This is a genomic window from Thermococcus celer Vu 13 = JCM 8558, from assembly GCF_002214365.1.
Lineage (GTDB): Archaea > Methanobacteriota_B > Thermococci > Thermococcales > Thermococcaceae > Thermococcus > Thermococcus celer.
In genome coordinates, this window is sequence record NZ_CP014854.1 from 102,956 (window position 1) to 123,438 (window position 20,483).

Here is a 20,483-nt window from a genome sequence, read left to right on the forward strand (position 1 = left end):
ACGTTTATATTTGAAGTTGCCGAGCATTCCTGGGGATAGCCATGAAGGACAGACTCGAGAGGATGCTCAACGTTAAGATACTCGAAATCGAGGAACTCGACGACAGGATCGTCGTCTACGTTCCGGAGGATCAGGTGCGTATAGCCGTCGGAAGCGGCGGTGCGGCGGTTAAGGCGGCGGAACTCGTGATCGGCAAGAAGATCGAAGTCAAGGGCCGGTCCTGAGCGTTCTGAGACCACCCACCGGTTATCGTCGTGGGTCCTGCGGGATGACGGGAGTCGGTTAATTTATTTTTTGAACGTTCCCATTTTCTACTGATCCCCGGATGTTCCGTGACATCATTGAGGTAAGATCCCGGCGTTTCAGTTATGTAACACTCACGGTGATACAAAAGGGAAAGGTTAAATAGGTTGGGACCCATTCAGTTACGGTGATGGGAATGGAGTACAAGAAACCGATGGGTGTTGATATCGACCTCGAGACCGGCGTCATCCCCGGGGCCAAGAAGCTCGTCCGGAGGCTCAGTGACCTAAAGGGTTACTTCCAGGATGAGGAGGCTTACGCGGAACTCCTAAAGGAGAACCCCGTCGTTTACGAGGTCTACGCCGTTGAGCAGGAAGCCAAGGACGGCGACCTGAACTTCGCGACCACCGTCCTGCACCCCGGCAAGGTCGGAAAGGAGTTCTTCTTCACTAAGGGACACTACCACTCCAAAGCCGACAGGGCCGAGATATACTACGGCATCAAGGGGAGGGGTGGAATGCTCCTCCAGACGCCCGAGGGAAGGGCTGAGTGGATAGAGATGAGGCCCGGAACTGTCGTCTACGTCCCGCCCTACTGGGCCCACAGAACCGTCAACACTGGCGACGAGCCCTTCGTATTCCTCGCGGTCTATCCGGCGGACGCGGGCCACGACTACGGTAGCATAGCCGAGAAGGGCTTCTCGAAGCTCGTCGTGGAGGAGAACGGGGAAGTTAGGGTCGTTGACAACCCGAAGTGGAAGGAGTGACCCTGGCTTTCTTTTTACACCGCAACCCTTATTAACTTTTTATCGTTACATCACTCCTGGTGATACAATGCCCTGGGACGCTCTCTACTCATCCGCGTTCAACAAGGTTCGCGAGAACATCGGGAGGGTCGGGGAAGTTCTCCTCGCGTACAACACGAACATCGACGCCATAAGGTACCTCGATTCCGGCGACCTGGAGGGGAGGATAGAGAAAGCCGGGAAGGATGAGGTTCTGAGGTACTCGGAGGAGCTTCCGGAGAGGATAACCTCCATCGGGGAACTCCTCGGAGGGATACTCTGGAGCGTTAAGCGGGGAAAGGCGGCGGAACTCTTCGTCGAGAGCTGTACGGTTCGTTTTTACATGAAACGCTGGGGCTGGGACGAGCTCCGGATGGGCGGTCAGGTCGGCATTATGGCCAACCTCCTGGGCGGTGTTTACGGCGTTCCGGTGATAGCCCACGTCCCCCAGCTCTCGAGGCTCCAGGCGGGGCTCTTCAAGGAGGGCCCGATACACGTTCCAAAGGTTGAGGACGGAAGGCTGAGGCTCGTTCACCCGAGGGACTTCGCCGGGGACGAGGAGAACTGCTTCCACTACATCTACGAGTTCCCGAGGGGCTTCGGGGTTTTTGAGTTCCGGGCGCCGAGGGAGAACCGCTTCATAGGCTCGGCCGACGACTACAACCCCAACGTTTACATACGGCCCGAGTTCAGGGAGCACTTCGAGGAGATAGCGGAGAAGGCTGAACTGGGTATCATCAGTGGCCTTCAGGCCCTCAGGCGGGAGAACTACCGCGAGCCCTTCGAGGAGCTGAAACGACACTTGGAGGTCCTGGGGGAGAGGAACGTTCCGGTTCACCTCGAGTTCGCCTTTACCGCAGACGAGACCGTCAGGAAAGCGCTCGTCGGGTTGCTCGGTTCCTTCCACAGCGTCGGCCTGAACGAGGTCGAGATGGCCTCGATAATGGAGGTTCTGGGGGAGAAGGGCCTGAGGGAAAAGCTCCTCGCAAGCGACCCGGTTGACCCAGTTGTGGTAACCGGGGCGATGCTCAAGCTGGCGGAGAAAACCGGCGTTAGGAGGATACACTTCCACACCTACGGTTACTACCTGGCACTCACCGCCTACAAGGGCGAGTTCGTGAGGGACGCGCTGCTCTTCGCTTCGTTAGCCGCGGCCGCCAAGGCGAAGCTCGGCGACGTCCGCTCCATAGACGATATCGTCAGGGCCATGGACGTGCCGGTGAACGAAAAGGCGATGGCTGTGGAGAAGAGGTTGGCCAAAGCGTACGGCATGGAGAGGGGCATCGCGGAGGTCGGAGGTTACCAGCTATCGTTCGTCCCGACGAAGATAGTGGCGAAACCGAAGAGTACCGTGGGGATCGGCGACACCATCTCGAGCTCGGCATTCGTCGGCGAGTTCGCACTGCGCCCGTAGAAAAAACCTTTTATGTAGGTTTTCCAAAATTTTTGCGGGATTTCCTTTTCATCTCCAAAAATTAGCAGGGGTGAGTGAGTTGCTTTTGGAGGCTCCGGTTTACAAGGAGCTGTTCGGAGCGGTTGAGGTTTACGAGGTCCAGAAGGTCCTCAAGCTGGACACCCAGACGCGAGACGTCGGGAGCTTCACCGTCAAAAACATCCCCCGGGAGGACATCTACGGCATCCTCGAGGACATGGCGATAGTGGTTCCGATGAGGAACGAGAAGCTCCAGCTGGTCGACGGGGTGCTGAAGGCGATACCGCACCAGTGCCCCATAATCGTAGTCTCGAACAGCAGGAGGGAGGGACCGAACCTATTTAAACAGGAGGTCGACCTGGTCAAGCACTTCTACAACCTGACCCGGTCTCGCATAATAATGGTTCACCAGAAGGACGCAGGGGTCGCCGAGGCCTTCCGGGAGGCAGGATACACCGAGATCTTAGGTGAGAACGGAACCGTGAGGAGCGGTAAAGGTGAGGGGATGCTGATAGGTATCCTCCTCGCGAAGGCCATAGGGGCAAGATACGTGGGTTTCGTCGATGCCGACAACTACATCCCGGGCTCGGTAAACGAGTACGTTAAGGACTACGCGGCCGGGTTGCTCATGAGCGAGAGCGAGTACTCGATGGTTCGCCTGAGCTGGAGGCACAAGCCGAAGGTCAGCACCAGGGGGCTCTACTTCAAGAAGTGGGGACGCGTGAGCGAGATAACCAACCGCTACATGAACGCCCTGTTCGGCGTGGCGACCAACTTCGAGACCAGCATCATCGTCACCGGGAACGCGGGGGAGCACGCGATGAGCCTGAAGCTGGCGGAGATAATGCCCTTCTCCACAGGGTACTCCATAGAGCCCTTCGAGCTGGTGTACCTCTTCGAGACGTTCGGCAGGTGGGGCGCGGATCCCCACACGGAAGTCTACGATCAGGGCGTTGAGGTATTCCAGATAGAGACCCTAAATCCGCACCTGCACGAGGACAAGGGGAAGGAGCACGTCAGGGATATGATACTGAGCTCCCTGGGGACCATCTATCACTCAGGGCTCGCCACGGAGAACCTTAAGCGCAACATCCTCCGGGAGCTACGCCTCCACGGTTTAATCGGTGAGAACGAGGAACCGCCGAAACCGATGGTCATGCCGCCCATCGAGGGCATAGACGTTAAAGGATGGATGAAAACCCTTGAGGACAACGCAGAAACGCTCCTTCGCTTCGAGGTGTGAGAATGAGGGTGATCTTCCTGGACCTCGACGGAACCCTCCTCGGCGACGACTACTCCCCCGAGCCTGCGGAACCGATAATCCGCGCCCTGCTCGACGCGGGTTTTGAGGTCATCCTCAACTCCTCCAAGACCTTCGCGGAGCAGGAGCACTACAGGAAGGCCTGGAGGTTGAGGGGGCCGCTCGTGGTGGAGAACGGGAGTGCGATCTTCATCCCCGACGGTTACTTCCCCTTCGAGGTTCCCGGGAGGAGAAGGGGAAAATACACCGTTATCGAACTGGGTGAGAGGTACGACCGGATAAAGACCGTTCTCGATAAGATCGCCCCCGAATACGGTCTCAAGTACTACGGGAACTGCACGCTCGGTGAGGTCACCTCCTTCACGGGCCTGCCCGAGAGCCTGGCGAGGCTCGCGATGATGCGGGACTACAGCGAGACGATATTCGCGTGGAAAAAATCCGGCTTCGAAGAGTCCCTCTCCAGGGCGGGATTGAGGGTGTCAAGGGGGAGCAGGTTCATCGGCGTAACGGGGAGCACCGATAAAGGCCGTGCCGCCCGGGAGCTGCTGAGGATGTACTCCCGCCTTGGGAGGGTCGAGAGCTACGCCGTCGGCGACGGGGAGAACGACCTTCCGCTCCTCGAGGTTGTTGATCACCCCTTCACCGTAGGAACCCTCCGTTACAGGAGGGGTAGGAATATAAGCTCCATGAACGAACTCCTGGAGGTGGTGTTATGAAGACGCTGATCCTCGCCGGGGGGAAAGGAACAAGGCTCTGGCCGCTCAGCAGAGAGCTCATGCCCAAGCAATTCATAAGAATATTCGACGACGAATCCCTCTTCCAGAAGACCGTGAAGCGCGCCCTCCTCTTCTCAAAGCCCGAAGAAGTGTTCATCGTCACCAACAGGGAGTACAAATTCCGCGTTAGCGATGACCTCGACGAGCTCGGGGTCAGCGTTCCGGAGGAGAACATCCTGCTCGAGCCCGTCGGAAAGAACACGCTCCCCGCCATCTACTGGGGCATAAAACGGGTCGAGGAGGAGTTCGGAAAATCCCGCGTTGCCGTCCTCCCCAGCGACCACCTCATCGAGGCCAATGAACACTACAGAGAAGCGTTTGAGAGGGCGGAGAAGCTCGCCGGAAAGCACCTCGTCACCTTCGGAATAATCCCCACGAGGCCGCACACGGGCTACGGTTACATAAAACCCGGGAAGAAGCTCGAGGGTGGCTTCACCGTCGAGGAGTTCAAGGAGAAGCCCGACCTCGAGACCGCGAAGCGTTACATCGAGGAGAACTACCTCTGGAACAGCGGAATGTTCATGTTCGACACGGAACTCTTCACCGAAGAAGTGAGGAGGCACGCCCCGGAGGTTTACGAGGCCTTCGAGAGGGCGGAGAGCATAGAGGAGGCCTATGAACTCGTGCCGGACCTCTCGGTGGACTACGGTGTAATGGAGAAGACGGACAAGGCCGCCGTCGTGCTCCTCAGGGCCAACTGGAACGACCTCGGGAGCTTCGATGCCATCTACGAGGTCATGGAGAAGGACGGGAACGGGAACGCCCTCAGGGTGGACGGAAGAAGGGGCGAGTACATAACGGTTGACTCGAGGGGCAACCTCATCATGACGGAACGGCTCACCGCGACCGTTGGGGTGGAGGACCTCATCATCATCGACACGGACGATGCGCTCCTCGTGGCGAGGAAGGGTGAGAGCCAGAAGGTCAAGGAGGTTTACAGGAAGCTCGTGGAGCGGGGGGATGAGCGTGCCATCGTGCACAGAACCGCTTACAGACCGTGGGGGAGTTATACCGTTCTTGAGGAGGGTGACAGGTACAAGATAAAGCGCCTCACGGTGAAGCCCGGAAAGAAGCTCTCGTTGCAGATGCACTATCACCGCTCCGAGCACTGGGTGGTTGTGAGGGGCACGGCGGAGGTTATCAACGGGGATAAGCGGATGCTCCTGCGCCCGGGGGAGAGTACTTTCATTCCTGCGGGGACGGTTCACCGTTTGAGCAATCCGGGGAGGGTCCCGCTTGAGGTCATTGAGACGCAGATTGGGGAGTATCTCGGTGAGGACGACATTGTCCGCTTCCAGGACGACTTCGGGAGGGAGTGATACAGCCCTTTGGGAAAGCGCTGGCGGAAAAGAAAAAGAGAAAATAGCCAGTCTTTTATTTTCCACCGGTAATCGCATTAACAAGGACTGTTCGGGAGGGAGTGAGGATGGGCAAAGAGAAAAAGGAGAAGAACTGCGGGGACGGGTGGGAGCGCTTCAGCTCGGCCGTCTCGTCCCTCTCGCTCAGCCTTTTACCCACGCTGCTCTTCGTGCTAATAATGGCCTACGTAATCGTCGTTGGCCTCCAGAACGTCAGCATACCCATCACCGTTCAGGGGCAGAGCGTTACGGTAAAATACCCCCGGGTGAACCTGCCCATGGATTACCCGGCTATAAGGAACTCCGTGCTCTACCTCTTCGCCGCGATACTGATAGGATTGCCCGTCCCCCTGCTCTCGGGGAGGTGGAAGCCGCTGAAAGTACTAATCTCCCTGATACAGGCCGGGGCGTTCGTCTACGGGCTCTACACATTCGTCCTGGTGATAATCAACTTTGCAAACGCATTAACGTGAGGTGATTTCAATGGGAAGGCTGTTCGGAACGTTTGGCGTCAGGGGAATAGCGAACGAGAAGATAACACCGGAGTTCGCCCTCAAACTGGGCATGGCCTTCGGGACGCTGCTCAAACGCGAGGGAAGGGAGAAGCCCCTCGTGGTGATCGGAACGGACACCCGCGTCAGCGGGGAGATGCTCAAGGACGCGTTCATAAGCGGGCTACTCAGCGTTGGCTGCGACGTCGTAGACGTTGGGATAGCCCCGACCCCGGCGATACAGTTCGCTACGGACCACTTTGGAGCGGACGGTGGAGCGGTGGTAACCGCCAGCCACAATCCCCCGGAGTACAACGGCATAAAGCTCCTCGAGCCCAACGGCATGGGGCTGAAGAAGGAGAGGGAGGCAATCGTCGAGGAGATCTTCTTCAGCGGGGACTTCGAGAGGGCGAAGTGGAATGAAATCGGGGAGGTGCGCAAGGAGGACGTAATAAAACCCTACATAGAGGCGATAAAGGGCAGGGTGGACGTCGAGGCGATAAAGGCGAGAAGGCCCTTCGTGGTCGTCGACACCTCCAACGGCGCAGGCAGTCTCACCCTCCCCTACCTCCTCAGAGAGCTTGGCTGTAAGGTCGTCAGCGTGAACGCCCACCCCGACGGGCACTTCCCGGCGAGGAACCCCGAGCCGAACGAGGAGAACCTGAAAGAATTCAAGGAGATCGTGAAGGCCCTCGGAGCGGACTTCGGGGTCGCCCAGGACGGCGATGCCGACAGGGCCGTCTTCATAGACGAGAACGGGCGGTTCATACAGGGCGACAAGACCTTCGCCCTCGTGGCGGACGCGGTTCTCAGGGAGAGGGGCGGGGGACTGCTCGTCACGACCGTGGCCACCTCGAACCTTCTCGACGATGTAGCTAAGAGGAACAACGCCCGGGTGATGAGGACGAAGGTCGGCGACCTCATCGTCGCGAGGGCCCTGCTCGAGAACGACGGAACCATAGGCGGGGAGGAGAACGGTGGAGTGATCTTCCCGGACTTCGTCCTCGGCAGGGACGGGGCGATGACCACCGCCAAGATAGTCGAGATATTCGCGAAGTCGGGGAAGAGGTTCAGTGAGCTGATAGATGAGCTACCGCGTTACTACCAGTTCAAGACGAAGAGGAGGGTCGACGGCGACAGGAAAGCGGTGGTCGGGAGGGTTGCAGAACTCGCGGGGGAGAAGGGTTACAGGGTCGACACCACCGACGGGACGAAAATCCTCTTCCCGGACGGGTGGGTTCTCGTGAGGGCGAGCGGCACCGAGCCGATAATCAGGGTCTTCAGCGAGGCGAAGGAGGAGGGAAAGGCGAAGGAGTACCTCGAACTTGGGCTGAAGCTTCTGGAGGAAGCGGTCGGGGCTTAGCGCCCCGCTTCTTTCTACACAACCGACGTCTTGGAAAATAACGGGAGGGATGGGAAAGGTCAACCGCCCCTTACGTAGAGACCAAAGGGAACCCCAACGGAGCAGGAGCTGAACCAGCCGGTCTTGAACCTGTACCTCTGGGGGCTCTTAAAGGCACGGAGCGTTATGGGTTGTTCGTAATTCTGTATTCCCCCGCCTATTGAGACGCTTCCCGCTTTTTCGTACTGAACGGACGCAACGAGCCCGGCAACGGGGGCGGGCGCACCGAAGGCAACCGCAATGGCCCCAACGGGAACCCCCACCCCGAACCTGACACCGCAACTTCCGCCCATTCCACTGAAGAGATACCTCATGGATACTCCCTCGTTGCTCCTCAGGGGGTACCGGATATACTCCCGCGTAAAACTGAAGAACGCCTGACCGAAGCTCGGGCTCCCCAGGGCGGTTCCCCCGTCTATTATGTACCCGTTGGCTCCCTTCTCCGCTTTCACATCGTAGATTCCGACGTCTATCCTCTCCTTTCCGGTCTCACTGCAACCGTAGGCCCCCATCCCCTCCGCGCAGATGTACTCCTTCTCGTGCCTGTAATACGGCCTGGCCCACAGGTACACGTAACCAACGTCGCCCTTTGGAACGTCCACGGCCCGGTAGAAGTAGTACTTCCCCTCCATGGGAACCCATCTCTTCCCGTAGATGGTTACCGCGGAGGAGAGGGCTTTAACAGGATCCCCGTTCCCGAACTTCGCTTCAAGGTCTGTTCCGTAAGCTAAGGTGGCTGAGAACTGCGTTCTGTACTCCCCATCAAGGGAGATTGAACCCTGAAGTTTTCCCTTCCCGTCCCTGTTGTCGATGATCAGCAGGGGAACCTTAAGGTAGCGACTGGCTTCCCAGGAGTCATCCGCCGGTCTCCATTCGTAGTAGTACCCTCCCTCGCGGGCGGGCTTTGGAAGAGGCTCCTCCTCAAAAATCGCGACCTTAACCCTCTTGGAAACACCCCCAAGATCCGCCGCGGATAGGAATGTTGAGCCGATCCCCCTGTGAAGAACGCCGTTCTCCCTGTCCACGATCCACACGGAGAACCTGACACCGTATCTTTTTTCCTCGGTTATCCGGGGAAGGACCTTCCGCAGGCCCTTCACTGTTAAAACGCTCCCCGTGGTGTCGAACTTCCAGAATCCGGAGCGCTTGATCCTGTAGTGGCCGAGGGGTTTGATGCCCGAGGGCGTGGCAACGTCGACCTGAACCTGAACCTCGTAGTCCCCGGAGAAACCCCTTAGAACCTTTCCGTGCTCGTCAGTCAAAACCACGACCATTCCGTTCCCGGGCGGGGCCCATTCCGCCGATGCGTATGTTGCTATTAGAAGTGTTATTAAGGGCAACATCAACAATATTCTAATTATCCTACTCACCAACGGTCACCATTGTAACTAACGCGAAAAGTATTCTTAAAATTTGTGGTAATCTAACTGTTCAAACGACCTGATTTAAACATAAAACCGTCAATACCCTCCCCTTCTCCACCCTTCCAGCAGTCTCTTCCCCTCCTCCACAGTCCGGGGAACCGGCAGGCCCAGGCTCAGGAAGAGCTCGGCCAGAGGGGGGACGTCGAGGTTGTGCTTCCTCAGAAGCTCCGGGTTCCCGAGTATCTCCCCAGGTTTCCCAACGGTTACTATTCGCCCCGCGTCCATCAGGGCCACCCTGTCGCAGAGCGAGAGGTAGTGGGCCTCGTGAGAGGCCAGTACCACCGTCTTCCCCCGGGCCCTGAGACTCATTATCACATCCCTCATGGTTCTTTTACCGCCCAGGTCGAGGTTGGCGAAGGGCTCGTCGAGGACTACCACCTCGGGCTCCATCGCCAAGACCGTCGCTATCGCCACCCTCTTCTTCTCACCGAAGCTCAGCTCCTTCGTCTCCCTGTCGGCGTAGTCCTCCATTCCAACGGCCCGTAAGGCCCAAAGGACCCTCTCCCTTAGCTCTTCCCCGCGAAGGCCGAGGTTGTAGGGGCCAAAGGCGACGTCCTCGAACACGGTCGGCGAGAACAGCTGGTCGTTGGGATCCTGAAAGACCACCCCGACCTTCCTCCGCACTTCCCTCGGTTTCTCCGCGGGGTCGAGGCCTTCCACGAGAACCTTCCCCTTCTTCGGTTTGAGTACGCCGTTGAGGTGAAGGATGAGGGTGCTCTTGCCCGCTCCGTTGGGCCCGAGGAGGCCGAACAGTTCACCCCTCTCGATTCTGAGGTCCACCCCACGGAGCACCTCCCTGCCAGGGTAGGAGAAGTGAACCCCCCTGAGCTCTATCATACCAGCAGACCCCCCAGAGAGAGAAGAACCAATGCCAGCGTTTGAAAGCTCGGCCCGGGTTCCTCCAGCGCTGGAAACTCCCCGAAGCCCCGAGAGAGCATCGCCCGGTGTATCCTCCCGTTTCTTAGGTACGCCCTGACGAACACCTCCCCGATAAGGGAGCCGAGCCTTCTGTAGTACTCCATCCTGCCAACCCCAAAGGCCCTTGAGTCGAGGGCCCGCTTCATTCTCACCGCCTCTCTCGCGAAGAGGTCGAGGTAGCGGTAGGTGAAGGCGAGGGTGAGGACGAGTACCCGCGGGAACCTCAACCTTTTCATCTCGGCGAGGATCCTTGAAAACCCCGCGGAGTTCACCACGACGACGGCCGTTCCGGCCGAGAGGAACGCCTTTCCAAGGAGCATGAGAAAAGAACCCACCCCCTCGTGGGTTATCGGTCCGAGCGGGGTGTTCAGGAGGGGTCTCCCGGGGTTGAAGAGCGCCAGGATGAAGAGCAAACCCTCAAAGCCGAGGAGGAAGCCGAGTTTTTTGAGAAAGCCTCTCCTCGGTCTCATGAGGATGACAACCATCAGGAAAACAGCTCCGAAATAGGCCAGCTCCGCCGGGCTTTTCCTCGTCACGACCCCAATCGCGTAGAGGAAGATGAAAAGAAGGTACAACTCACGCCCCCCTGAAGAGCCTTGCCAGACCGTAGGAAACCCCGAATGCCAGGGTTATTCCAAGCAACCCCATGAGCACGCCCTGCCCCCATGTTGACCCGTAGTTCAAGGGGGCGTGGTAGAGGGGATTCTCCTCGAGGCCGACCTTCTCCATCGTGGCCTCAAGGCCGTCTGGATTGCTCGACGCGAGCGGAAGGACGATCGCGAGCAAAAGGGCTATGAGGGCGAGCCCTTTGAAGACCACCCTCATGCCGGCACCACCTCCATCGACGGGAGCTTTGCCCTTACGGCGTGGACTATCAGGACGGTGAGTACCGCCTCGCCGATTCCGATTATCGAGTGGTAGCCGACCATCAGGGCGAGAACCCTGAGGAAGGGGAGGCTGTGGCTGAGGCCTATTTCAACGGACGCGAGGGCAGCGCCCAGGACGACGGAGAACCATGCGGCGAGTGAGGTGGCCAGGGTCTCGTTGATCCCCCTGAACCTTGAGTAGATTCCGTAGCCCACAAAAGCCCCCACGAGCCCCATGTTGAGGATGTTGGCCCCTATGGCCGTTATCCCGCCGTCGCCGAAGAGGAGCGTCTGTATTAACAGCACCGAGGTCATGACGATAACGGATGCGTGGGGCCCGAGGATTATCGCGACCAGCGTCGCCCCCAGCAGGTGCCCGCTCACCCCTCCGATTATCGGGAAGTTGACCATCTGGGCCGCGAAGATTCCGGCGGCGAAGAGACCTAAAAGGGGTATCCTCTCCTCCGGAAAGTTCCGTAGCTTTTTAGAGGCGTAGAGAACCGCCAGTACCGTTATCGCGTAGGTGATAACTATCACCGGCGCGCTCAGCAGTCCGTCCGGTATGTGCAAACCCGACACCCCCGTTTGGTGTTATCAATATATTGAAACGTGACACCAGATAAAAGCATTTCTTGAACTGGGTGTTATCAACCAAAGGTTTGGGAGTAAAGGGTACCGGCGGTAGAACCCGGTTTCGGGATAAACCCCAGAAGTAAACTCCAAAAGACTCAAAAGAAAAGGGGCCCTCAGAGGTAGCCCCTGTCCTCCTCCTCGGGGGTGGAGGGCATCCCTTGCTCCAGCATGGCCCTCTGCATCTCCTGAACCTTCCGGAGTATCTCCTCCGTCTCCCTGGCGCGCTCCTCGAGGGCGGTCATGTCGAGCTCGAGATCGAGGATCTTCGTCACCGCAAGGAGGACTGACTTCGCGGCCTTCGCGTCGACGATGTAGCCAAGGCTCTCGCCGAGGAGGCTTACCCCGTACATCGAGCGGAGCTTGCCCATGCCGAGGAGCAGACCCGCGGCACCGACTATCGCGCCCCCCTCGTCCTCGCGCCATATAACCTCAACCTGGCAACCCTCGAGTTTCTTCTTGTAGTAATCGACCAGCTCCTCGTGGGTTACGGCGGCGAGAACCCTCGGCTCCCCCTGGAGCTCGGGTACCTGGTAGCCGCCCATGGTGATTATCTCGCGGACGCCGAACTCGTTGACGAAGTCGAGCATCTTCCCAACGACCTCGAAGTGGCCGGGGCTGTCGGTCGGTGCAACCTGCTGGTCCCCGGTGATGATTACGATGTCCCTGCCGTTCTCGTCCGGGTTCCTCCAGTAGTAGAACTCGTTCTTCATGAGCTCCACGACGGAGTTCTTCTTTATGAGGACCTGGTGCATGAAGTGCGGCGAGTAGAGGTCGGCGAACTTAACGGCGTTGAGCTCCTGGATGAGGTGCTCGGCGGCCAGCTTTCCAACGAGGCCGATCCCGGGGAGACCCTCTATGAAGACGGGGTCCCTGAGTTCGGGCCTCTCATACACGTAGATAACGGACTCCTTCATCTCAACCCCTCCGAGCTATACCCAGCTCCTCGCGCTTCAGCCGCCTCCTGTACTCCCCGTAGGGATCCTCCGGCGAGAAGCGCGGCGGATGGGCCACCTTGGTTTTAGCACCGCAGACCGGACAGACCTCCTTGAGGGTGTACCTTCCGCATTCGGGGCACTTCCTTATGCGGAACCTCATTGCCCTCTCCTCTTGATCTTCTTGATGCGCTTCTCCTTTCTGATGAGGGTCGCTTCGCCACCGGCTTCCTTTATGACCCTGAGGATCTCGTCGGCTACCTCCTCGAGAACCTCCTCGGCCCTGTGGTAGTCCGGGGCGGTGATGTCGATCCTGTACCTCGGGGCACCCTGGTAGGAGAACCTGACCTCTATCTCCTTCTCCTCGTTTGCCCGGTCCCTCGCCCTTATCAGGGCCTCTTTGATGGTCTCGATCCCGTTGGAGGTTGGAACGGTTATCTCGAACTCCGCGTCGATGGTGACCGTGGGTATCTCCACGTAGGCCTCTATGATGGGCTTAAGGGCCTCTATCCACTCATCGCTTATGAGGCCTTTGAGAACGTCCATTCCGTTCTGGGCGGCGTCCTCGAAGGCGGCGTAGACCTCCCCGTACTCCTCCTCAAGGGGGACCCAGACCTCCCTCCACGCGGTCTCGAAGTCCTTCCCCATCTTCTCAGCGGCCATCTTGAGCAGGTTCTCCGCCTTCTGGGCCCTCTTGTACTCCTGGAGCTTGGCCTTCCTCTGCTGCTGGTTCACCCTCTTCAGGCTTAGGTCGATGTGGCCCTTGCTCGGGTCAACGCGGATGACCTTCGCGACTATCTTCTGGCCCTCCTTGATGTAATCCCTGATGTTCTTTACCCAGGTCGAGGCCACCTCGCTTATGTGCATGAACCCCTCCTTTCCGGGGTACTCGTCAAGCTTGAGGAACGCACCGTAATGGTGAATGTTCTTGACGGTAGCGACGACGAACTCCCCCTCTTCGGGATACTCCTTGGCTTTCCTCGGCATTTTAACCACCTCACAATTTTCTCTGCCGGGGTAAGTTACGAAAAGAGGTATTTAAAGTTTAGGAGAACGAAAAGAGGGAGAGGTTCACTCGAGAACCTCGAGAACCTTGGCCTTGAGGATGCCCTTTCCGCCGGTCGGCTCGACGAGGGTCGCGCCGCAGACGAGGCACCTGACGGTGGTCGACGGATTGCTGAAGACTATCTGCTCGTTGCCGCAGTCGATGCACTTCACCCTGAGGAAGCGGCTCTTCGGCATCGGGATGAGGTTCTTCGGGAGCGCCATACTTCACACCTCCACCATCTCGAACTTCTTAACGCGGAAGCCCTGTCCCCTCGTGTGTGCCTTGCCGCAGACGGTGCACCTGAACCTGAGGTCGAGCTTCTTGACCGGCTTCTCCCTTCCGGCCGGGTTCGGCCTCGGGAAACCGCGGTAACCCTTCATTATCCTCCTGAAACGCCTCTGGCCCTGGCTGAGCTCGCTCCTCGGTCTCTTCTTGACCTTCTCGACCTTGTGGATCGTGTGCTTCTTGCAGTAGGGGCAGTAGGTCCTTATCTTCTTCGGATACTTCATTCTCTCACCTCCAACAGAGGCCCGGTGGGCTCCTACTGCCTTCGGACACCCCCGCGCCATGAGGCATGATAGTGCCTGCATGCTCCCCTACCATGAAACCCTTTAAAATGTTTCTGTAGGGTAAGGCTTAGATACAATGGGTTATCCATAATGGAACCGCTGCGAACGTTAACGGAGGCGGGGATTAGATGGGGACCCCCTTGAGGAGTATATGAAAAGGGTGGAGATTAGAGAAAAAGTAAGGGAATCACACCACAAGAAGCGTATGGATACATTTAGCGCTCTCTTCCCGGGAGAACAGCCCCCAAAGGTTCCCTTCGATAGTTGGGGGACAATATTTGAGGAAAGGGAGTACAAGTTAAGGAGCGTGAAAGACTACCTTGATATTCTCGAAATCGCGATGAAGGCAGAAATGCTTGCGAAGGAAATTTACACTTATCTGGGGAAAATTACTGCCAACGTTGAATATAAACGCATCTTTCTCGAGATTGCAGAGGATGAAGGAGAGCATTACGCATTCGTTGAAAATGAGTACAAAGTCCATTCAAAAATAAAGGCTCGGAAAAGTTTGCAGGAGCTCGTAGAGGAATTGGAAAAAGATAAAAACGCTCACTCCGCCGGGGCATAGTAGCAACGCTTCGGGGAGATTATCCTACCCTCCTTCTTGAGGACTTTGATGGCCTTATCGACATCCTTTTTGTCGATTCCCGCGAGCTCGGCTATCTCCTTGCTCTTCAGAGGTTTTCCCGCTTCCTTCAGAACCTTGAAAACAAGCTCAACCTCCACCATCCCTCTCACCCCTTCTGTTTGTTGATGAAACCTAAGATGTTTGAATTTAAAAGATTATTGGTCAGAAACCCAGTATGAACGGAACCACAAACGGCACCAGTGCGGTGAGAACGAAGCCGTGGACGAAAGCTATCAGCGCAACCTCGCTCCCCCCGAACTTCGTCATTAGGGGGAGTGTCGTGTCCATGGTTGTAGCGCCCCCCATTGAAACCGCCGCCTCTTTTCCAACCCTCTTGATAGCGAGGGGATACAGGAGAACCGTGAACATCTCCCTCGTCAGGTTGGCGAGGAAACCCAGGGTGCCGTAGACTGCCGAGTACTGAGCTATCAGGGGTCCCGTGAGGGAGTACCAGCCACAACCGGCCGCAACCGCCAGGCCCCATCTGAGTCCTATCCCGAGGAGCAGGGAAGCGAGGAGACCGCCGAGGAGAGACCCGGTAAGGGTGGCGAGGGGCAGTTTTATGGCCAGCCTCCCCATCCGCCTGATCTCCTTTAGCCTGAAGTTCTGCCCGAGGTCGATTCCGATTATCAGTATCAGCAGGTAGAGCACGAGCTCGTAGAGGTTGCCGAACCCCGGGGAGTACAGGTGCCCCACGAGGGCCCCCACGATCAGTGCGAACAGGACGTAGAGAATGAACCTCATTTCCCATCACCCACAATGAGGGCCATCCCGATGCTCCCGGCTATGGTCAGGATGGCAAAGAGAACGGATGAAACGAGGAGCCAGAGGGCGTCCACCTTAACCTCACCGGCCTTCACCCCCATGAAGAATATCAGGAGCAGGAGGGCGGCGCTCATCGGAACGTCCAGGTTCACCCTGCGTCCCCCTCTGCGGAGCGCGTAGCCGATTAGGATCCCCGCGATTAGTGGGACGAAGATGTTCATGGAAAAACCTTCCTCTGAAGGTTAATAAACGTATCGAGGGGCTCGGTGGGTGTTCACGTCATCATCCGTGAGCCTTCAGCATGCTTGCTAATCGTCATCGCCCGGAATCCTGTATCCCCGCTTCTTTTTAAACCTATGCGGGCAAAGGTTTTTACGAGAATCACCCAAACTCAAACGGTGATTCACATGATTCGTGCATCCGAGAGGGCCATGGGTATTGAGTACGCCATCAGAGACGTCGTTCTCCCCGCGAGGGAGCTTGAGAAAAAGGGCGTAAAGGTCATCCGGCTCAACATAGGCGACCCCGGAAAGTACGACTTCCAGCCACCGAAGCACATGAGGGACGCCTACTGTCGGGCAATTCAGGAGGGGCACAACTACTACGGTCCGAGCGAGGGCCTGCCCGAGATGAGGGAGGCCGTGGTTCAACGGGAGAGGGAGAAAAACGGCGTCGATATAACCGCCGACGACGTCAGGGTTACGGCGGCGGTTACAGAGGCGCTCCAGCTCATATTCGGCTCCCTCCTCAACCCGGGCGACAACATACTCGTCCCGAGCCCGAGCTATCCCCCCTACGTGGGTCTCGTGAAATTCTACGCCGCAGAGCCGAGGGAGTACCTGACGGTCGAGGAGAACGGCTGGCAACCGGACGTAGACGATATGCGGAAGAGAATCGACGAGAGGACGAAGGCCATAGCCCTCATAAACCCGAACAACCCGACGGGGGCGCTCTACGAGAAGAAGACGATTAAGGAGATACTCGATTTGGCCGGCGAGTACGGCCTGCCGGTGATAAGCGACGAGATATACGACCTCATGACCTACGCGGGGAAGCACGTCTCCCCGGGTTCGCTCACGAAGGACGTTCCGGTTATTGTGATGAACGGCATGTCCAAGGTCTACTTCGCCACGGGATGGCGCCTGGGCTACTTCTACTACGTCGACCCCGAGAACAAACTCGAGGAGGTCAGGGAAGCGATAGACAAGATGGCGCGGATAAGGATATGCCCCAGCACCCCCGCCCAGTTCGCCGCCATAGCTGGCTTAACAGGCTCGATGGACTACCTTGAGGATTACATGGCCAAACTCAAGGAGAGGAGGGACTACATCTACAAGCGCCTTCAGGAGATCCCCGGAATAAGCACTACCAAGCCGCAGGGGGCGTTCTACATCTTCCCGAGGATAGAGGAGCGCTCAAAGTGGAAGAACGACAAGGAATTCGTCCTGGATGCCCTCCACGAGGCCCACGTGCTCTTCGTTCACGGTTCCGGCTTCGGAAAGGCCGGAGAGTGGCACTTCAGGATAGTGTTCCTGCCGCCGGTCGAGGTGCTCGAGGAGGCGATGAACAACTTCGAGACCTTCATGAAGAAGAGGCTCGCAGAGTGAACTTCTGTATTTCCTTTTCTCCAGTCTTTCTCTCACGGTGCATCGTAGTATTCAGTCGGGGCGGAGGGAGAGGATCATCCTCCCGAAACGACCGGGATAACCTCGACGTAATCCCCGTCCTTCACCCTCTCGTCCTCGAGGGCGACCCTTCCGTTGAGCCTCGCTATGGCGCTCTCCGTGTTGAAGCCGAGCTCGTGGAGGACGTCTTTAATCGTCATACCCTTCCGCCACTCGATTTCCTTTTCCACTCCCCTCCCGAGGACCTTCACCCTTATCATCGCCATCACCGGTTGGGGATAGATTGGAGGATTTATAAGCTTAAGTCGCTTCACGCGGGTTAACCGCCGATCCCGTGCACGGCTTCGCGTCCAAAAAACTTAAAAACCCCCTCCCGCTCATATAACGTGGACGGTGGAGTGCCGCGGTAGCCTAGCCTGGTAGGGCGCCGGCCTGCTAAGCCGGTGGGCGTTGCCCACAGGGGTTCAAATCCCCTCCGCGGCGCCATACTTTCTTCGGGTCGAATGCCGGGATAGCCTAGAGGCGAGGCGAGGGACTGCAGATCCCTTCCACCCGGGTTCAAATCCCGGTCCCGGCTCCACCACATCAACCCTTTTTTACGAAAGCGTTGACGGAAAGGTTGTGTTTCCTGTTCAATGGGTAGTTTCGATGTGTTTGCACTATAAAAGGGCCCTTGAATTCGAAATTTGATGTTAGAAATCTTTGTACAATGGGGGTTTTCTTTTAAATGGCGCTCCTTCAGAGCCCGGAATAACGGCCTTCTCTTGCAAAGTTTTGTCCCGGTTCCGAACTCCAAAACCTTTAAATACCATGGCAATTTTAGTCAATTATGGTAAGAAAAATGCGGGAGGTGGAAAGATGGTGTACGTTGCGGTTCTGGCGAACGTTAACGGCAATTTCCCTGCCCTTGCAAAGGCCCTTGAAAAGATAGAAGCGCTGAAAGAAGAGGGGTACGAGATCGAGAAATACTACATAATCGGAAACGTGGTCGGCCTGTTTCCCTACCCGAGGGAGGTCCTGGACGTCCTCAACGACCTCATGGAGAACAACAGCGTTAAGGTGATCAGGGGTGAGTTCGACCAGGTTATAGCCGAGAGCGATCCCCACGCCGAGGGGCCGGACTACATCGACCGCGTGGACTACCCGAGTACGTCAAGCTGGGCTTGAAGTACACGTGGGAGAACCTCGGTCACGAGGGCAAGGAATTCATACGTGACCTGCCAGTATACCTCGTGGACAAAATAGGTAAGAACGATATATTCGGTGTGTACGGCAGCCCCATCGACCCGTTCAGGGGAGTGGTCCTTCCGGAGCAGCCCACGAGTTATTACGATGCGATAATGCGCCCCATGAGAAACTACGAGGTGCTCTTCGTGGCCTCGCCGAAGTACCCAGTCAACGCGATGACGCGCTACGGCAGGGTTATCTGCCCGGGGAGCATCGGGTTCCCGCCTGGGAAGGAACACAGGGCCACCTTCGCCCTCGTGGACGTTGATACCCTCCACACCAAGTTCATAGAGGTCGATTACGACAAGAAACTGATCGAGGACAGGATACGTCGGGAAGGTTTGCCCGAGGACCTCGTTAAGGTCCTCTACCGCGGAAAGATCTGAGCAGGCTTATCCCTTCCCTCACCTCCCTTCTATTGTAAAGAAGGAACAGCGGAAGGCCCACCAAGGGGGCGTACCTTGAAAGGAAGGCGAGGGACTGGAGGAACAGCGCGACGGCCAGCGAAACGTATGGCCTGGGGGACACCCCAAGGAGTATCCGTGCGTAGTGGGCAACACCCACGAGTATGACGCCGTAACCGAACATCAGGCCCATCATCACGCCCATCGCTCCAAAGGCGGGTATGAGGTAAAACCACGAAGCGAGGGCCGTAGAGGCACCGAGAAGCGCCACCAGGGTCCCCCTCCTAACGTACGCGGTGGCGTTTAGGGCAACTATACTCGGGTTGTAGGCGATGTAAACCTCCACTGCCATGAGACCGAGGTAAAAGGCCGGACCAACGTCGAAACCGAACGTTGCCGAGAGGATCTCCCTGCCCGGGAACATGAGGGGGAACACCACAACGGCGATGATCAGTATCAGAAGGGACGTCGTCTCCTCGGCCATAAGTTTAACGTAGTTTTTCTCGTTCCGTCCGTACTCGTAGGAGAAGAGGGGCATCATGGCCGATTGGAGGACCTGGGGGAGGTACGTCAGGAGAAACGCCGTTGAGAGTATCGCCGATACATTCCCAGCAACCTCCGGGCCGGCGAGGTACTCGCCCATGAAATAGGGTCCCTGTACCAGAAAGACCCCCGAGAGGGTGCCGAGGAAAGCGAAGGATGAATACGAGACGAGGAGCCTCATCTCCTCGCCCCGGGGCATCCCGATCAGGTTGAACTTCACCAGATACCCGGCGGCAAAAAGGGCTATCAGCCCAAAGAAAAGTAGATATGGCGCAAAGACGTTCTGGAATAAAAATCCCACCAGGAACCCCGCGAAGGATAGAGTTATTATGTACGCGTAGTGTTCCCCCCTGTGCATACCGTAGAGGAAACTCCTGAGGGTCAGCTGAACTCCCCGGAGGGCTGCGATGATCCCCAGGTACGCGTTAACCGGAAGCAGGAAAAGACCCGTTAGGGGGAGGAGAAACGAGGGAAGGGTCATGGAGCGTATTGAGTCCTGACCCCTGGTTCCCAGAAATTCGGAGGTGTACTTACCGAGGGCCACGGCAAAGAAGCTCAACGGTATGGCTATGAAGAAGGCCTTTGAGAGGAGGGAGTTAGCGGTACCCAGCTCCTCGAGGCCAAAACGCCTTGCCACCATTGCACTGTACAAAAATCTGCCGAGGCCGGTGAGACCCAGGGCAACCACCGATGCCAGTGAATGACGCAGAATGACCCGACGCTCGTAGCTCATGGATGGAGAGAGGAAGGGAGAAATTTAACCTTTTTGGAAACCGAGGTAGAAGCCGGCTATGAACGCCCCCGTACCCGGGAGGATGCCGATTGCCTTCTGACTGAGGGAAACCACCTGGGATGTCAAATTACCGGTAAGGTTGAACAGCTTGTCCGTGTTTATCGTTATCACGCCCTTCTGCTGAAGCCAGAAGAGACTGAGCAGGTAGGCACCTATTAAGGCCATCGCTATCTTCATAACCTTCTTCAGGGCGAATCCCGTCAGGAAACCTGCCACCGCTCCGACTCCCACGTCACCCGTAATTCCAGCCACGCTTAGATCCATTTATAACCACCCACAATACGTTGGCATTGTGGGGATAAAACCTTTTTGCCAAAACGCTTAAATTACACAACTCCAAAATATTTCTAAAGCATAAAAG

At 57.3% G+C, this 20,483-nt stretch carries 26 protein-coding genes, 2 tRNA genes and 1 pseudogene; 13 read left to right on the top strand and 16 right to left on the bottom strand.

The genetic code is table 11. The annotated features are described in order from the left end of the window. Positions 1 to 41 precede the first annotated feature (41 nt). From A3L02_RS00515 to glmM, 8 genes are all read left to right on the top strand, one after another. Entirely contained in the window at positions 42 to 224 is a 183-nt protein-coding gene (locus A3L02_RS00515) for a KH domain-containing protein (protein ID WP_054833825.1), read from the top strand. A gap of 215 nt (positions 225 to 439) precedes the next feature. Continuing rightward, positions 440 to 1,009, top strand: coding sequence for a glucose-6-phosphate isomerase (locus A3L02_RS00520; protein ID WP_088862132.1), 570 nt, complete (start codon positions 440 to 442; stop codon positions 1,007 to 1,009). 67 nt (positions 1,010 to 1,076) lie between these two features. Next, positions 1,077 to 2,441: an ADP-specific glucokinase gene (locus A3L02_RS00525; RefSeq protein ID WP_088862133.1), complete on the top strand. Its 1,365-nt coding sequence runs from the start codon at positions 1,077 to 1,079 to the stop codon at positions 2,439 to 2,441. Positions 2,442 to 2,520: 79 nt separating this feature from the next. Next, complete coding sequence (mpgS, locus tag A3L02_RS00530) at positions 2,521 to 3,702, top strand: mannosyl-3-phosphoglycerate synthase (RefSeq protein WP_088862134.1); 1,182 nt, start codon at positions 2,521 to 2,523, stop codon at positions 3,700 to 3,702. Positions 3,703 to 3,704: 2 nt separating this feature from the next. Further along, on the top strand, positions 3,705 to 4,436 hold the full coding sequence (gene mpgP, locus A3L02_RS00535) for a mannosyl-3-phosphoglycerate phosphatase (RefSeq protein WP_088862135.1): 732 nt from the start codon (positions 3,705 to 3,707) through the stop codon (positions 4,434 to 4,436). Beyond that, positions 4,433 to 5,815, top strand: coding sequence for a mannose-1-phosphate guanylyltransferase/mannose-6-phosphate isomerase (locus A3L02_RS00540; protein ID WP_088862136.1), 1,383 nt, complete (start codon positions 4,433 to 4,435; stop codon positions 5,813 to 5,815). Before mpgP ends, A3L02_RS00540 begins: the two co-directional genes overlap by 4 nt. A 107-nt stretch (positions 5,816 to 5,922) precedes the next feature. Continuing rightward, the gene (locus A3L02_RS00545; protein ID WP_088862137.1) at positions 5,923 to 6,327 is read left to right on the top strand and encodes a hypothetical protein; all 405 of its coding nucleotides are present in this window, start codon (positions 5,923 to 5,925) and stop codon (positions 6,325 to 6,327) included. Positions 6,328 to 6,337: 10 nt separating this feature from the next. After that, positions 6,338 to 7,708 (top strand): phosphoglucosamine mutase, encoded by a 1,371-nt coding sequence (glmM, locus tag A3L02_RS00550; RefSeq protein ID WP_088862138.1) that lies wholly within the window; start codon positions 6,338 to 6,340, stop codon positions 7,706 to 7,708. 59 nt (positions 7,709 to 7,767) lie between these two features. Here the strand turns inward: glmM and A3L02_RS00555 are convergent, their stop codons facing one another. The 10 genes from A3L02_RS00555 to A3L02_RS00600 form a co-directional block, all read right to left on the bottom strand. Continuing rightward, positions 7,768 to 9,021 (bottom strand): hypothetical protein, encoded by a 1,254-nt coding sequence (locus A3L02_RS00555; protein ID WP_237268611.1) that lies wholly within the window; start codon positions 9,019 to 9,021, stop codon positions 7,768 to 7,770. A 186-nt stretch (positions 9,022 to 9,207) separates the two neighbouring features. Continuing rightward, on the bottom strand, positions 9,208 to 10,008 hold the full coding sequence (locus tag A3L02_RS00560; RefSeq protein WP_088862140.1) for an energy-coupling factor ABC transporter ATP-binding protein: 801 nt from the start codon (positions 10,006 to 10,008) through the stop codon (positions 9,208 to 9,210). After that, positions 10,005 to 10,664 carry an energy-coupling factor transporter transmembrane component T family protein gene (locus A3L02_RS00565; RefSeq protein WP_088862141.1) on the bottom strand — a complete coding sequence of 220 codons (660 nt, stop codon included), beginning with the start codon at positions 10,662 to 10,664 and terminating at the stop codon, positions 10,005 to 10,007. The genes A3L02_RS00560 and A3L02_RS00565 overlap by 4 nt, the downstream gene beginning before the upstream one ends. Before the next feature lies 1 nt (position 10,665). Continuing rightward, the gene (locus A3L02_RS00570) at positions 10,666 to 10,914 is read right to left on the bottom strand and encodes a PDGLE domain-containing protein (RefSeq protein WP_088862142.1); all 249 of its coding nucleotides are present in this window, start codon (positions 10,912 to 10,914) and stop codon (positions 10,666 to 10,668) included. Further along, entirely contained in the window at positions 10,911 to 11,525 is a 615-nt protein-coding gene (locus A3L02_RS00575) for an energy-coupling factor ABC transporter permease (RefSeq protein ID WP_088862143.1), read from the bottom strand. Before A3L02_RS00575 ends, A3L02_RS00570 begins: the two co-directional genes overlap by 4 nt. A gap of 176 nt (positions 11,526 to 11,701) precedes the next feature. Continuing rightward, the gene (locus tag A3L02_RS00580; RefSeq protein ID WP_088862144.1) at positions 11,702 to 12,502 is read right to left on the bottom strand and encodes a proteasome assembly chaperone family protein; all 801 of its coding nucleotides are present in this window, start codon (positions 12,500 to 12,502) and stop codon (positions 11,702 to 11,704) included. A gap of 1 nt (position 12,503) precedes the next feature. Beyond that, complete coding sequence (locus A3L02_RS00585) at positions 12,504 to 12,683, bottom strand: RNA-protein complex protein Nop10 (RefSeq protein ID WP_088862145.1); 180 nt, start codon at positions 12,681 to 12,683, stop codon at positions 12,504 to 12,506. Beyond that, positions 12,680 to 13,507: a translation initiation factor IF-2 subunit alpha gene (locus tag A3L02_RS00590; protein ID WP_088862146.1), complete on the bottom strand. Its 828-nt coding sequence runs from the start codon at positions 13,505 to 13,507 to the stop codon at positions 12,680 to 12,682. The genes A3L02_RS00585 and A3L02_RS00590 overlap by 4 nt, the downstream gene beginning before the upstream one ends. Before the next feature lie 84 nt (positions 13,508 to 13,591). After that, on the bottom strand, positions 13,592 to 13,789 hold the full coding sequence (locus A3L02_RS00595; RefSeq protein ID WP_054833821.1) for a 30S ribosomal protein S27e: 198 nt from the start codon (positions 13,787 to 13,789) through the stop codon (positions 13,592 to 13,594). A 3-nt stretch (positions 13,790 to 13,792) separates the two neighbouring features. After that, complete coding sequence (locus A3L02_RS00600; RefSeq protein ID WP_088862147.1) at positions 13,793 to 14,077, bottom strand: 50S ribosomal protein L44e; 285 nt, start codon at positions 14,075 to 14,077, stop codon at positions 13,793 to 13,795. A gap of 211 nt (positions 14,078 to 14,288) precedes the next feature. Here A3L02_RS00600 and A3L02_RS00605 point away from each other — a divergent pair, with 211 nt between their 5' ends. Then, entirely contained in the window at positions 14,289 to 14,705 is a 417-nt protein-coding gene (locus A3L02_RS00605; protein WP_088862148.1) for a ferritin family protein, read from the top strand. On the opposite strand, the gene A3L02_RS00610 is transcribed toward A3L02_RS00605, so the two are convergent. The 3 genes from A3L02_RS00610 to A3L02_RS00620 form a co-directional block, all read right to left on the bottom strand. Next, a complete protein-coding gene (locus tag A3L02_RS00610) occupies positions 14,687 to 14,866 on the bottom strand; it encodes an HTH domain-containing protein (protein WP_088862149.1) in 180 nt (59 codons plus the stop codon). The genes A3L02_RS00605 and A3L02_RS00610 overlap by 19 nt on opposite strands. A gap of 61 nt (positions 14,867 to 14,927) precedes the next feature. Continuing rightward, the gene (locus A3L02_RS00615; protein WP_088862150.1) at positions 14,928 to 15,509 is read right to left on the bottom strand and encodes a lysine exporter LysO family protein; all 582 of its coding nucleotides are present in this window, start codon (positions 15,507 to 15,509) and stop codon (positions 14,928 to 14,930) included. Then, positions 15,506 to 15,751, bottom strand: coding sequence for a hypothetical protein (locus A3L02_RS00620; protein ID WP_054833817.1), 246 nt, complete (start codon positions 15,749 to 15,751; stop codon positions 15,506 to 15,508). The genes A3L02_RS00615 and A3L02_RS00620 overlap by 4 nt, the downstream gene beginning before the upstream one ends. 186 nt (positions 15,752 to 15,937) lie before the next feature. Between A3L02_RS00620 and A3L02_RS00625 the strand changes: the two genes are divergently transcribed. Then, positions 15,938 to 17,137 (top strand): pyridoxal phosphate-dependent aminotransferase, encoded by a 1,200-nt coding sequence (locus A3L02_RS00625; RefSeq protein ID WP_088862151.1) that lies wholly within the window; start codon positions 15,938 to 15,940, stop codon positions 17,135 to 17,137. Between the two features lie 74 nt (positions 17,138 to 17,211). Here A3L02_RS00625 and A3L02_RS00630 read toward each other — a convergent pair whose 3' ends face one another. Next, positions 17,212 to 17,415, bottom strand: coding sequence for a MoaD/ThiS family protein (locus A3L02_RS00630; RefSeq protein WP_088862152.1), 204 nt, complete (start codon positions 17,413 to 17,415; stop codon positions 17,212 to 17,214). Positions 17,416 to 17,555: 140 nt separating this feature from the next. Between A3L02_RS00630 and A3L02_RS00635 the strand changes: the two genes are divergently transcribed. From A3L02_RS00635 to A3L02_RS00645, 3 genes and pseudogenes are all read left to right on the top strand, one after another. After that, a tRNA-Ser gene (locus A3L02_RS00635) sits at positions 17,556 to 17,641 on the top strand. Between the two features lie 19 nt (positions 17,642 to 17,660). Further along, positions 17,661 to 17,735, top strand: a tRNA-Cys gene (locus A3L02_RS00640). A 278-nt stretch (positions 17,736 to 18,013) separates the two neighbouring features. Further along, positions 18,014 to 18,768 (top strand): annotated as a pseudogene (locus A3L02_RS00645) (metallophosphatase family protein). Here A3L02_RS00645 and A3L02_RS00650 read toward each other — a convergent pair. Together A3L02_RS00650 and A3L02_RS00655 are read right to left on the bottom strand one after the other, a co-directional pair. Then, complete coding sequence (locus A3L02_RS00650; protein WP_088862153.1) at positions 18,740 to 20,062, bottom strand: lipopolysaccharide biosynthesis protein; 1,323 nt, start codon at positions 20,060 to 20,062, stop codon at positions 18,740 to 18,742. The pseudogene A3L02_RS00645 and the gene A3L02_RS00650 sit on opposite strands and share 29 nt — an antisense overlap. Positions 20,063 to 20,086: 24 nt before the next feature. After that, positions 20,087 to 20,386, bottom strand: coding sequence for an FUN14 domain-containing protein (locus A3L02_RS00655; RefSeq protein WP_088862154.1), 300 nt, complete (start codon positions 20,384 to 20,386; stop codon positions 20,087 to 20,089). Positions 20,387 to 20,483 lie beyond the last annotated feature (97 nt).

Coding starts and splice junctions, on each gene's coding strand:
- A3L02_RS00525 (WP_088862133.1), top strand. CDS start 1,077: ATGCCCTGGGACGCTCTCTACTCATCCGCGTTCAACAAGGTTCGCGAG.
- A3L02_RS00590 (WP_088862146.1), bottom strand. CDS start 13,507: ATGCCGAGGAAAGCCAAGGAGTATCCCGAAGAGGGGGAGTTCGTCGTC.
- A3L02_RS00605 (WP_088862148.1), top strand. CDS start 14,289: ATGAAAAGGGTGGAGATTAGAGAAAAAGTAAGGGAATCACACCACAAG.
- glmM (WP_088862138.1), top strand. CDS start 6,338: ATGGGAAGGCTGTTCGGAACGTTTGGCGTCAGGGGAATAGCGAACGAG.
- A3L02_RS00600 (WP_088862147.1), bottom strand. CDS start 14,077: ATGAAGTATCCGAAGAAGATAAGGACCTACTGCCCCTACTGCAAGAAG.
- A3L02_RS00630 (WP_088862152.1), bottom strand. CDS start 17,415: ATGATAAGGGTGAAGGTCCTCGGGAGGGGAGTGGAAAAGGAAATCGAG.
- A3L02_RS00610 (WP_088862149.1), bottom strand. CDS start 14,866: ATGGTGGAGGTTGAGCTTGTTTTCAAGGTTCTGAAGGAAGCGGGAAAA.
- A3L02_RS00625 (WP_088862151.1), top strand. CDS start 15,938: ATGATTCGTGCATCCGAGAGGGCCATGGGTATTGAGTACGCCATCAGA.
- A3L02_RS00580 (WP_088862144.1), bottom strand. CDS start 12,502: ATGAAGGAGTCCGTTATCTACGTGTATGAGAGGCCCGAACTCAGGGAC.
- A3L02_RS00615 (WP_088862150.1), bottom strand. CDS start 15,509: ATGAGGTTCATTCTCTACGTCCTGTTCGCACTGATCGTGGGGGCCCTC.
- A3L02_RS00655 (WP_088862154.1), bottom strand. CDS start 20,386: ATGGATCTAAGCGTGGCTGGAATTACGGGTGACGTGGGAGTCGGAGCG.
- A3L02_RS00585 (WP_088862145.1), bottom strand. CDS start 12,683: ATGAGGTTCCGCATAAGGAAGTGCCCCGAATGCGGAAGGTACACCCTC.
- A3L02_RS00555 (WP_237268611.1), bottom strand. CDS start 9,021: ATGGTCGTGGTTTTGACTGACGAGCACGGAAAGGTTCTAAGGGGTTTC.
- mpgP (WP_088862135.1), top strand. CDS start 3,705: ATGAGGGTGATCTTCCTGGACCTCGACGGAACCCTCCTCGGCGACGAC.
- A3L02_RS00540 (WP_088862136.1), top strand. CDS start 4,433: ATGAAGACGCTGATCCTCGCCGGGGGGAAAGGAACAAGGCTCTGGCCG.
- A3L02_RS00520 (WP_088862132.1), top strand. CDS start 440: ATGGAGTACAAGAAACCGATGGGTGTTGATATCGACCTCGAGACCGGC.
- A3L02_RS00595 (WP_054833821.1), bottom strand. CDS start 13,789: ATGGCGCTCCCGAAGAACCTCATCCCGATGCCGAAGAGCCGCTTCCTC.
- A3L02_RS00545 (WP_088862137.1), top strand. CDS start 5,923: ATGGGCAAAGAGAAAAAGGAGAAGAACTGCGGGGACGGGTGGGAGCGC.
- A3L02_RS00620 (WP_054833817.1), bottom strand. CDS start 15,751: ATGAACATCTTCGTCCCACTAATCGCGGGGATCCTAATCGGCTACGCG.
- A3L02_RS00515 (WP_054833825.1), top strand. CDS start 42: ATGAAGGACAGACTCGAGAGGATGCTCAACGTTAAGATACTCGAAATC.
- A3L02_RS00570 (WP_088862142.1), bottom strand. CDS start 10,914: ATGAGGGTGGTCTTCAAAGGGCTCGCCCTCATAGCCCTTTTGCTCGCG.
- A3L02_RS00650 (WP_088862153.1), bottom strand. CDS start 20,062: ATGAGCTACGAGCGTCGGGTCATTCTGCGTCATTCACTGGCATCGGTG.
- A3L02_RS00560 (WP_088862140.1), bottom strand. CDS start 10,008: ATGATAGAGCTCAGGGGGGTTCACTTCTCCTACCCTGGCAGGGAGGTG.